The following is a 10476-nucleotide window of genomic DNA, read 5'->3' on the forward strand; positions in this document are numbered from 1 at the left end:
CAGATGGTCGGATCGCTCCATGCGTCCGGGCCGCCCCCACGGCCGGACGGCCTCCGTTCTCCGCCACTCATCCACCCGGGAGAGGCATGTCCCTTCTGTCCCAGCACCGCAAGACCGCCGTCGGCGCCGCGGCCCTCACCGTGCTCGCGCTCTCCTGCGGCTCGGCCGCCGCCAGCAGCCCGGCCGCCGCGGCGGGCAAGGTCCTCTGGACCCCGAGCACCGCCAAGGGCCCGTCCTCGTTCACCGGAGTCCAGTGCGCGGCGGGCAACTTCGGCGTCGTCAAGGACGCGGCGAAGGGCAGTGTGTGGCGGGCCTTCCAGGCCGCGGGCGAGGAGCGCTGCGAGACGCTCGGCCCCGACCTGAAGGAGGGGGACACCTTCTACCTCGGCTGGTCGTCCAAGGTGGACATCAAGGACGCGAACAGCCGGTACGTCTTCCAGCTGAAGTGCTCGCCGAGCACCGGCACGGCGAACCACCCGATCGAGATCGACGCCACGACCGGGCGGATCCGCCTCCAGGAGTGGGACACCGAGCACGTCGCGCACCAGCTGTGGACCGCGCCGACCGCCAACGACCAGTGGCACTCCTACGCGCTGAAGATCCGTCTCGGCCGCACCGACGGCACCATCGACTTCTGGTTCGACGGCGTGAAGCAGACGTTCACCACCGGCTCGGGCACCTTCAAGGGCACCACCTGGGACGGCACCCGCAACTACCTGAAGTGGGGCTCCTACCACCCGTCCTCGGGGGACGCCACGAACACCTTCACCAGCCCGGTCATGGCGACCACGCTGGAGGCGGCCACCGCGGGCTCGTGAGGACCCGGTGGTCCGGACCCGGGCGGCAGCAGGCCTGCCGCCCGGGTCCGGACCGTCACAGCCGCTCGGGGACGGGGTTGCCGACCGCCTCGATGGCGCGGCGGAGCGGGACCTTCGTCAGCAGGGCGAAGCCGATCACGAAGAACACCAGTAGCGAGATGATCGCCGAGCGGTAGCTGCCGGTGATCTGGTAGGCGAGGCCGAAGACCAGCGGGCCCATCCAGCTGGTGCCGCGGTCGCTGACCTTGTAGAGGCTGAAGTACTCCGCCTCCCGGCCCGCCGGTATGAGGTGGGAGAACAGCGAGCGGGAGAGTGCCTGGCTGCCGCCGAGCACCAGGCCGATCATGCACGCCAGGACGAAGAACCAGGCGGGCTGGTGGGCGGGCATGACGTACCCGAGGGCGAGGGTGACCACCCAGCCGCCCAGCGAGCCGAGGACGGTCCGCTTGGCACCGTACCGGCGGGCGATCCGGCCGAGCAGCAGCGCGCCGCCGATCGCGACGATCTGGACCAGGAGCACGGCGGCGACCAATGAGGTCTGGTCCATGCCGAGCTCCTCGCTGCCGTAGAGCGAGGCCTGGGAGACGACGGTCTGGATGCCGTCGTTGTAGCAGAGGAAGGCGGCCAGGTAGAGCAGGGTGAGCGGGTGCTCGCGCATGCCGCGCAGCGTGCGGGCGAGTTCGCGCAGGCTCCCGGCGGTGGGCCGGTCGTCGGGTGCGGCCGCGGCGCGCTCGGGCACCGCGCCGGCCCGGGACGGCAGCCGCAGCATCGGGACGATGGTGAACAGCGCCCACCACAGGCCGGCCGAGGCCAGGCAGATCCGCACGGCGGTGCCGGAGGACAGGCCGAGCGCGTCGTGGCCCTCGAACAGCGCGAGGTTGGCGACCAGCAGCAGGCCGCCGCCGGCGTAGCCGTACGCCCAGCCCTTGGAGGAGACGGTGTCGCGTTCGTCGGGGGTGGCCAGGGCCGGCAGGTAGGCGTACGAGAGCGCGACCGACACCGCGTACGCGATGTTGGCGACCACCAGCAGCGCGCCGCCGAGCAGGTAGCGGTCGCCGTCGAGGAAGAACATCCCCATCGTGGCGACCGCGCCGACGTAGGCGGCGCCGCACATCAGCTCCTTGTGCCGCCCGGTGCGGTCCGCGACCGTCCCGGTCAGCAGCATCGCCGCGACCGAGATCAGCACGGAGAAGGAGACCGTGTAGGGGAAGAACGATCCGGCGCGGATCGAGAGGCCGAGCGGGTGCACGTCGCCGGCCGCGTCGGCGGCGTTCTTGGCCACCGAGGTCAGGTACGGCCCGAGGAACACCGTCAGGACGGTGGCCGAGAAGGCGGCGTTCGCCCAGTCGTTGATGTACCAGCCGAACTGCATCCGGCGCAGGGCCCGGTCGTCGGTGGTGACCGCCTGGCGGTCCGGAAGGTGGGCCGTGGTGCTCATGAGGCTCCTGTCACCGTGCTGGAGCCGGTGCTGCCGTCGGTCCAGCAGCCGCGCTCGCCGAGGACGTCCCGCAGGACGTCGATGCGATCGGCCATGATGCCATCCACCCCGAGGTCGAGGAGAGCCCTGATCCGTGTGGGGTCGTCCACAGTCCAGACGTGCACCGGCAGGCCGAGCCGGTGGGCGGCGCGGACGAAGGCGCGGTCGACGACCGGCACGCCCCGGTGCCGCTCCGGCACCTGCGCGCACACCCCGGCGAACGGCGCCCCGGGGCCCCGCAGCAGCGGCCCGGCCAGCGAGCGCAGCCGCAGCCGGGCCACCTCGCGGGGGCCGAGCGAGGTGGCCAGCCGGGGGCCGGCGGCGGCGCGGACGGCCGAGAGGCGGCTGTCGGAGAAGCCGCCGACGCAGACCCGGTCCCAGGAGTTCGTCCGGCGGACCGCCCCGACCAGCGGTCCGACGGCCGGCATCGCCTTGACGTCGACGTTGAAGCGGGCTTCTGGGAACGCGCCGAGCAGGTCCTCCAGCAGCGGTACCGGTTCGGTGCCGCCGATCCGGGCCTGCCTGACGGTCTCCCAGGGCAGGTCGGCCACCGCGCCGGTGCGGTCGGTGACGCGGTCCAGGCGGGAGTCGTGGAAGGCCACCAGGACGCCGTCGGCGGTGGCGTGCACATCCGTTTCGAGGTAGCGGTACCCGAGGGCCACGGCGGCCTCGAAGGCGGCGAGCGAGTTCTCCGGACGGCCGAGGTCACCGCCCCGGTGTGCGAAGGCCAGCGGCCCCGGCTGGTCGAGGAAGGGGTGCATGTCGTGCTCCGAGCTCGCTGGGAGGGGCCCGTCGGTCCGGCGCCGCCGGCGCTCGGGCCCGTGCGCGTTACAGTATTACGCACCCTGTCAAGCAGTAATGCCCGCTGGTGTGGTGGGCGTCGCCCGAGGAGGAGGACCGGGCCCTGTTCGGGCGGATCTTCACCAAGGTCTACGCGCAGGACCTCTTCGACGTCTGGGCCGTCCGCCGGGACGGCTCCTTGATCGGGCACGCCGAGATCAAGTCGACCGACGCGGTCGGGGGCCACGAGATCGTCTACGCGCTGGCTCCGGCGGCGTGGGGGTCCGGCCTGGGCACGGAGTTGGCCCGGGCCCTCGTGGGCCACGGCTTCGGCACCCTCGGGCTGCCCGAGGTGCACGCCACGGTGGCCGCGCCGAACAGCGCCTCGCTGACCCTGCTGACCAGGATCGGCTTCGCACACGTCCGGGACATCCAGGAGGACGACGGCAGCACCACCCGCGTGCTGACCGCCCACCAGGCTGTCGGACCGGAGTCCGGCCGCCGGTGAGGCCGGACGGGCCGCCGTCCCGTCGAAAACGCCTGGGAGCCCGGTGCCTCCCGCGCGTAGGGTGCCCCGGTGGAGATCACCTACCGACGTTCCCTGCCCGACCGGCCCGCCGAGACGGACGCGCTGGTCGCCTTCCTCGGCGGCCATGAGTGGCCGTTCCACAGCACCGCCCGGGTCCACGCCGACCAGGCTCGCCGGTGGGTGGCGGACGGCCTGTTCGACGGTCCGCGGACCCGGACGTTCTGGATCACCGCCGACGGCCGGGACGTCGGCCTGATCCGCCTGGAGGACCTGGACGACGAGACCCCGGTGTTCGACCTGAGGCTCGCCGCACCGCACCGCGGCCGGGGTCTCGGCAGCCGGGCACTGGACTGGCTGACGCGCTATCTGTTCGATGAGTTCCCGCAGGTGAACCGGGTCGAGGGAACCACCCGCCGGGACAACCTGGCCATGCGTCGCACCTTCCTGCGCTGCGGCTACGTCAAGGAGGCGCACTACCGGGAGGCCTGGCCCGCGGGCGACGGACCGGCCCACGACAGCGTCGGGTACGCCGTCCTGCGCCGTGACTGGCTCGCGGGCACCGCCACACCGGTGCGGTGGGACGACGAACCGGACCTCACCCGCCCGCGGTCATGACCGGCCCCGACTGAAGCCGTCGGCGCGTCAACTCAGCGGTGACATGGGGACATTGCCACCGAATGCGAACGGGGCCGGCAGGTGGACGACGCGAGGTCGTCCCTGCCGGCCCCGGCTCTGCGGGTGGGGCGCCGGTCCGGGTCAGAGCGCGGACGCGGCGGCCTTCTGCGCGGTCTCCCGGGGCGCCGCGGCGGTCGCGGGCTTCGGGGCGAGGAGCCGTTCGGCGAGGTGGCCGAAGACCAGGCCGAAGGTGGCCCAGAGGGTGAGCTGGATGGCGAGCGCCGAGATCCGGAACTGCCAGAGCAGGGTGGCCGAGAAGTCCTCGGGCACCTCGTTGATCGCGGGCAGGAGGACGTAGGCGAGGCCGACGGCCACTCCGAAGCCCAGCACGCCGACGACGGTGGCGTACCAGTTGCCCAGGCGCGGGGCGAGCCGCTTGCCGACGATCACCGCGGCGACCGCCAGCAGCACACTGAGCGCCATCATCAGGAAGTACAGCGTGGTGCGTTGGCCGATCGTCTCCGGGTCGCCCACCGACGGCGGGTTGGCCGGGTACTTGAGGAACGGCACCACGTACACGGCGAGCAGCGCGACCCCGGACAGCAGGGCCGCGGTCGCCCGCGGGGTGAAGCGGCCGACCCGGCCGAGGGCGAAGCTGTAGGCGAGGGCGGCTGTCCCGCCGAAGGACACGCCGTAGACGAGGACGCCGGTGGCCAGCCCGGCGGTGGACTGCAGGGCACGGCTGACGATCTCCACCTCCATGCCGTGGTCGGCGCCGTGGGCGGCGTGCGCCTCCTCGTAGGCGATGGCGGCGTCCACCCGGGGCTCGCCGAGCAGGTAGGCGACGAGCAGGGCGAGCAGACCGGCGGCGAGGCCGGCCAGCATGCCGCGGACGAGCAGGGATCTGACGGTCGCTGAGTTCACGGTTCGGTTCCCCTCGGTCAGTGGCAGGGGAAACCGAGCAGGTGGCGACCGTCGTGCACCCATTCGTGCACGTCCTCGCCGGAGATGAGGGAGGTGGCGCCCTGTTCGGCGCCGACGAAGTAGAGCAGTGCCATCAGCAGGATGCCGAAGAAGACGGCCCAGGGCAGGATCGCCCTGACCGAGATGGGGGTGATGGCCGGTGTGGCACTGGCAGCGGGGGCGATGGGGTGAGCCATGGCCGACCTCCTTTGGGAACACGCGTCCCGTTCGGTGGAGCACGGACGACGGGGGCGGGTCTGACTCGCCGGGGCCCGTACGTACTCCAGGCTCCGGATTCACAGTGGCGCGACCGTGCCGGCTTCTCACCGGTCTTCCACACACCGTCGTCTTCAGTTGTCGCAGGGACGGTACCGTGTCGCGGGAGCGCCGCCAAGGGCGTTGCGGGGGTGATGGGCGCGCGGACCGGCGCGAACGCGTGCGCGAGCTTCCGTCCGTATGCGTGCAACAGTGCGGTTCCGGGCAGGGAGGACGTCGGATGACGGTACGGGTGATGTTGGTCGCACCGGTGATCGGGTCCGAGCTGCGCACGGCCCGCTTCGGCGACGACGGCCCGCCGGACGAGGCGGCCCTGGCCGCCGCCCGTACCGCGGCCTGCGCCCTGCCGGCACCGGCCCGGGCCTTCACCTCGCCCGCGCCGCGCTGCCGCCGGACGGCCGAGGCGCTCGGCCTCGGCGCCGAGCCGGCTCCGCACCTGGCCGACCTGGACGTCGGGGCCTGGCGGGGCCGGAGCCTCGACGAGGTCGCCGCCACCGACCCGGCGGCGCTCGCCGCCTGGATGTCGGACCCGGCCGCGGCGCCGCACGGCGGGGAGTCGGTCGCCGCCCTGGTCACCCGGGTCGGCGGCTGGCTGGACGGGTGGGCCGGGGACGCCGGCCGGGTGCTGGTGGTGGCCGAGCCCGCGGTGGTCCGGGCCGCGGTGGTGCACGCGCTCGGCCTGCCCCCGGCGGTCTTCTGGCGGCTCGACGTCCGTCCGCTGTCGGTCACCGAACTGTCCGGGCGCGCGGGGCGGTGGAACCTGCGCTGCGGCCGGGAGCTCGGGTAGGGCCGGGCGCCGACGGCGGGCCGGCCCGGGGCGCGGCTCACATGTGGGCGCTGATCCGGCCGCCGGTGCTGAGCACGATGTACACGCCGTTGGCGACGGCGCCGTCGTCCTGCTGGTTGGCCTCCAGGGTGCCGACCTCCTCGTTCCCCATGCCGAGGATCTGCGCGCGGTAGTGCAGCTCGCCGACCTTGGTGACCTTCGCCGTCCAGCCGCCCGCGAGCTTGAAGGTGCCCGGCCCCTGCTGCGCGCCGCCCATCCAGGAGTGGACCTGGCCGTCCATCGAGAGCACGACGAACATGTCGTTGGCGTCCAGCCCGGTGTCGCTGTTGTTCGTCTCCAGCGTGGCCAGGACCGAGCCGCGGCTGACGATCTTGGCGCGGTAGTTCTGGTTGCCGAGGTCCTGGATCTCGGCGGTGCTGCCGTCCACCAGGGTCTGGGTGTGGCCGGGCGACGTCGCCTTGGGCGGTACGGCCGGCGGGGTGGTCGGGCGCGCGGTGGGCGTGGCGGTCGGCTTCGCGGTGCCGGGCGCGGTGCTCGGTGCGGTGCTCGGTGCGGCGGTGCCGGTCGAGCCGGGGGTACCGGTCGGTGCGGGCGTCCCGGTCGCGCCGGGCGCCCCCGTCGCGGCGCTGGTCGGCGCGGCGGTGCCGGTGGCGGTGCCGGCGGCGGTGCCGGGGGAGGAGGAGCAGGCCGTCGCGGCGGATACCAGCAGGGCGGTGGTCAGGACCGTGCCGGCCAGCGAGCGGACGGCGGACGCGCGGCGGGTCGTCTGGAGGGACATGCGGGTTCTCCCGTGCGAGTAAGGGTGAGGACGGGCACGTTGTCCGCTCCCTCCCTGGTGGGGGCCGGGCTGCGGCGGTGCTGTGCATGATCGAAAGTAGTACGAACAGTCGACGGAATGGATCATTCCGTGTCACCGGACTGCTACGGGCGCCGCCCGCCCGGTGGGGCCGCTCCGGTCGGGCGAGCCACCGTGCCGGCGTCGTTGACGGCGCATCGGCCATCCCGTACAACTGCCCAAGATGCCCGATTCATCTGGTATTTGACGATTAGGCATCATTTGATCATCCATCAGATGATGACATTCGAGCGATGTGCCGGTGCCGGGGCCGTCGCGGGCGGTCCGGTCGGTCGAGAACCTGGAGGTTCGGATGCGTGATCCCGCAAGGCGGCCCCTCCTCAGGCGGGGCCTGGCGATCGGCGCCGCGGTCGCCCTCCTGGCGGGACCGGGCTCCGGCGCCCCGGCGGCTCCGGCGCCCGTCGGCACCCCGACGGCACGGGCCCCCCACTCCGTCACGTACGACGGCTACTCGTTCCTCATCGACGGCAGGCGCACCTACCTCTGGTCCGGCGAGTTCCACTCCTACCGCCTGCCCAGCCCGGACCTCTGGCTGGACGTGCTGCAGAAGATGAGGGCGGCCGGGTTCAACGCCGTCTCCCTGTACTTCGACTGGGGCTACCACTCGCCCGCGCCGGGGGTCTACGACTTCACCGGGATCCGCGACATCGACCGCCTGCTGTCCATGGCCGACAGCCTGGGCCTCTACGTGATCGCCCGCCCGGGGCCGTACATCAACGCGGAGGTCGACGGCGGCGGCTTCCCCGGCTGGCTGTCGACGAAGCCGGGCGACAACCGCCGCGACGAGCCGCGGTACCTGGCGTACTCCGACGAGTGGCAGCGGCGGATCGACCGGATCATCGCCCGCCACCAGTTCACCAACGGCACCGGATCGGTGATCCAGTACCAGGTGGAGAACGAGTACTTCGACAACGGCCCGGACGGCCGCGCCTACATGAAGCACCTGGAGGACCGGGCGAAGGCGGACGGCATCACCGTGCCGCTGGTCGGCAACAACAACGGCGCCTTCCAGACCGGGCACGCCGCCCTGGACGTGGACTCCCCCGACTCCTACCCGCAGGGCTTCGACTGCTCCCACCCCGCCACGTGGCGCGGCGTCCCGGACATCAGCCGAGGCCGCCTTCCCGACAAGCCGCTGGGGACCGCCGAGTTCCAGGGCGGCGCCTTCGACCCGTGGGGCGGCCCCGGCTACGACAAGTGCGCCGAGCTGATCAACGACAGGTTCGCGGACGTGTTCTACAAGCAGAACATCGCGGTCGGCGCGACCCTGCAGAGCCTCTACATGACCTACGGCGGCACCAACTGGGGCTGGCTGGGGATGCCGCAGAACTACACCTCCTACGACTACGGCGCCGCGATCAGCGAGACCCGCCGGCTGGACCCCAAGTACCACCAGGACAAGCTGATCGGCTACTTCGCGCAGGCCGTGGCCCCCCTGACGAAGACCGACCCGCTGTCCGCGGCGCCGACCGACAACGCGGGGATCGTCGACACCGCCCGGGCCAACCCGGACACCGGCACCCAGTTCCACGTCCTGCGGCACGCCGACTCCACCGCCGTCACCAGGGACAGCGCGCACCTCACGGTCGACGCCGGCGGCCGCTCCTACACCGTTCCGCAGCAGCCCGGCACCGCCCTCACCCTGGACGGCCGGCAGTCGAAGGTCATCCTGGCCGGCTACGACCTCGGCAAGGCCCGGCTGCGCTACTCCACCTCGGAGTTGATGACCGACGCCGCCATCGGCGACCAGGACGTCGCGGTGCTCTACGGTGACCACGACTCCGACGGCGAGACGGTCCTGCACTACGCCACCAGGCCCACCGTGACCGCCACCGACGGGGCCGCCACCGACAGAGCCGCCACCGGCGGGGCCGTCACCAGCACCTGGGACCCGACGACCGGGGACCTCCGGCTGAACTACCGCCACACCGGCCTGACCCGGGTCCGGATCACCGGCGGCGACCGCCCGCTGCTCCTGCTGCTGGCCGACACCGGCACCGCCAAGACCTTCTGGCGCCAGGACACCGCGCACGGCCCGGTGCTGCTCCGCGGCAGCCACCTGCTGCGCGGCGCCGCCTCCGACGGGACCACGCTGGCCCTCACCGGGGACGTCGGAACCGACGGCGCCATCGAGGTCCTCGGCCCCGCCGGCGCCCTGACCTGGAACGGCACGAAGGTGTCCACGCACCGGACGGACACCGGCAGCCTGACCGGCACCGTCCCCACGGCGGCCCCGGTCACCCTGCCCGCGCTGACCGACTGGCGGCACACCCAGGACTCGCCCGAGGCCCGGCCCGGCTTCGACGACTCGGGCTGGCGGGTGGCCGACCGGAACATTAGCAACAGCACCACCGGTCCGGTCACGCTCCCGGTCCTGTTCGCCGACGACTACGGCTTCCACACCGGCAGCACCTGGTACCGCGGCCGGTTCACCGGCACCGACGCGGAGACCGGCATCACGCTGACCACGCAGAGCGGCGGCGGGGCGGCCGCCTCCTCGGCGTGGCTGAACGGCACCTTCCTCGGCAGCTCCACCACCGACGGACCGACCACCTACGCCTTCCCGGCCGGCCTCCTGAGGAGCGGAGGGGACAACGTCGTCTCGGTGCTGACGGTCGACATGGGACACGAGGAGGACTACGAAGCGTCCAACGGCAACAAGGCCGCCCGCGGTCTGCTCGGCGCCTCGCTCCTCGGCGCCCCGCCCGGCGCCGTGACCTGGCGGCTCCAGGGGAACCTCGGCGGCGAGACCCCCGTCGACCCCGTACGGGGCCCGCTGGCCGTCGGCGGACTGCACGGCGAGCGCGCGGGCTACATGCTGCCGGGCTACCCGACCAAGGACTGGACCCCCACCCGGCTGCCCGCCACCGACCCCACCCCGGGGGTGTCCTGGTACACCACCACGGTGCCGCTCGACCTGCCAGCCGGGCAGGACACCTCGCTCGGTCTGACCGTCACCGACGACCCGTCCCGCCGGTACCGGGCCGAGATCTTCGTCAACGGCTGGCACCTGGGCAACTACGTCAACTACCTGGGGCCGCAGCACAGCTTCCCGGTCCCGAACGGCATCCTCGACCCCCACGGGACGAACACCGTCGCGATCGCGGTGTGGAACCTCGACGGCTCCACCGGCGGTCTCGGCGAGGTCGCCCTCACCGCCTACGGCAGCTACGCCTCCTCGCTCGCCGTCGGGCAGAACGACAGCCCCCGCTACGACAGCGGGCGCTACGAGCCCTGACCCGTGCCACCCGAGCCCCGCGGGCCCCGGTGTGGGGCGGGCGGGGCGGGCCCACCCCGCCCCCGGGCCCGGCCACAACAAAACGGCCCCCCACCCCGCGCCGGGCGCCCGGGCCGCCCGAACGCCACGCGCGGCGC

10 protein-coding genes are annotated in these 10476 nt (G+C 73.0%); 5 read left to right on the forward strand and 5 right to left on the reverse strand.

Features of this window, described 5'->3' with window-relative positions:
- The first annotated feature begins 86 nt into the window (after positions 1-86).
- Positions 87-818: a heparin lyase I family protein gene (locus tag ACFWA9_RS09610; RefSeq protein WP_329485541.1), complete on the forward strand. Its 732-nt coding sequence runs from the start codon at positions 87-89 to the stop codon at positions 816-818.
- A gap of 55 nt (positions 819-873) precedes the next feature.
- Here ACFWA9_RS09610 and ACFWA9_RS09615 read toward each other — a convergent pair whose 3' ends face one another.
- Positions 874-2256, reverse strand: coding sequence for an MFS transporter (locus ACFWA9_RS09615; protein ID WP_380384972.1), 1383 nt, complete (start codon positions 2254-2256; stop codon positions 874-876).
- Positions 2253-3056, reverse strand: coding sequence for a glycerophosphodiester phosphodiesterase (locus tag ACFWA9_RS09620; RefSeq protein ID WP_380384975.1), 804 nt, complete (start codon positions 3054-3056; stop codon positions 2253-2255). The genes ACFWA9_RS09615 and ACFWA9_RS09620 overlap by 4 nt, the downstream gene beginning before the upstream one ends.
- A gap of 107 nt (positions 3057-3163) precedes the next feature.
- Between ACFWA9_RS09620 and ACFWA9_RS09625 the strand changes: the two genes are divergently transcribed.
- Both ACFWA9_RS09625 and ACFWA9_RS09630 read left to right on the forward strand, forming a co-directional pair.
- The gene (locus tag ACFWA9_RS09625; protein WP_380384977.1) at positions 3164-3583 is read left to right on the forward strand and encodes a GNAT family N-acetyltransferase; all 420 of its coding nucleotides are present in this window, start codon (positions 3164-3166) and stop codon (positions 3581-3583) included.
- Between the two features lie 69 nt (positions 3584-3652).
- Positions 3653-4219: a GNAT family N-acetyltransferase gene (locus ACFWA9_RS09630; protein WP_380384979.1), complete on the forward strand. Its 567-nt coding sequence runs from the start codon at positions 3653-3655 to the stop codon at positions 4217-4219.
- Between the two features lie 141 nt (positions 4220-4360).
- Here ACFWA9_RS09630 and ACFWA9_RS09635 read toward each other — a convergent pair whose 3' ends face one another.
- Positions 4361-5143: a CbtA family protein gene (locus ACFWA9_RS09635; protein ID WP_380384982.1), complete on the reverse strand. Its 783-nt coding sequence runs from the start codon at positions 5141-5143 to the stop codon at positions 4361-4363.
- Positions 5144-5160: 17 nt separating this feature from the next.
- The gene (locus ACFWA9_RS09640; RefSeq protein ID WP_329485533.1) at positions 5161-5379 is read right to left on the reverse strand and encodes a CbtB-domain containing protein; all 219 of its coding nucleotides are present in this window, start codon (positions 5377-5379) and stop codon (positions 5161-5163) included.
- Positions 5380-5678: 299 nt separating this feature from the next.
- Here ACFWA9_RS09640 and ACFWA9_RS09645 point away from each other — a divergent pair, with 299 nt between their 5' ends.
- A complete protein-coding gene (locus ACFWA9_RS09645) occupies positions 5679-6245 on the forward strand; it encodes a histidine phosphatase family protein (RefSeq protein ID WP_380384985.1) in 567 nt (188 codons plus the stop codon).
- A 37-nt stretch (positions 6246-6282) separates the two neighbouring features.
- Here ACFWA9_RS09645 and ACFWA9_RS09650 read toward each other — a convergent pair whose 3' ends face one another.
- Positions 6283-7023 (reverse strand): hypothetical protein, encoded by a 741-nt coding sequence (locus ACFWA9_RS09650; protein WP_380384988.1) that lies wholly within the window; start codon positions 7021-7023, stop codon positions 6283-6285.
- A 370-nt stretch (positions 7024-7393) separates the two neighbouring features.
- On the opposite strand from ACFWA9_RS09650, the gene ACFWA9_RS09655 reads away from it, so the two are divergent.
- Entirely contained in the window at positions 7394-10339 is a 2946-nt protein-coding gene (locus ACFWA9_RS09655) for a beta-galactosidase (RefSeq protein WP_380384990.1), read from the forward strand.
- Positions 10340-10476 lie beyond the last annotated feature (137 nt).

Source organism: Kitasatospora sp. NPDC059973 (assembly GCF_042737525.1).
Taxonomy (GTDB): domain Bacteria; phylum Actinomycetota; class Actinomycetes; order Streptomycetales; family Streptomycetaceae; genus Kitasatospora.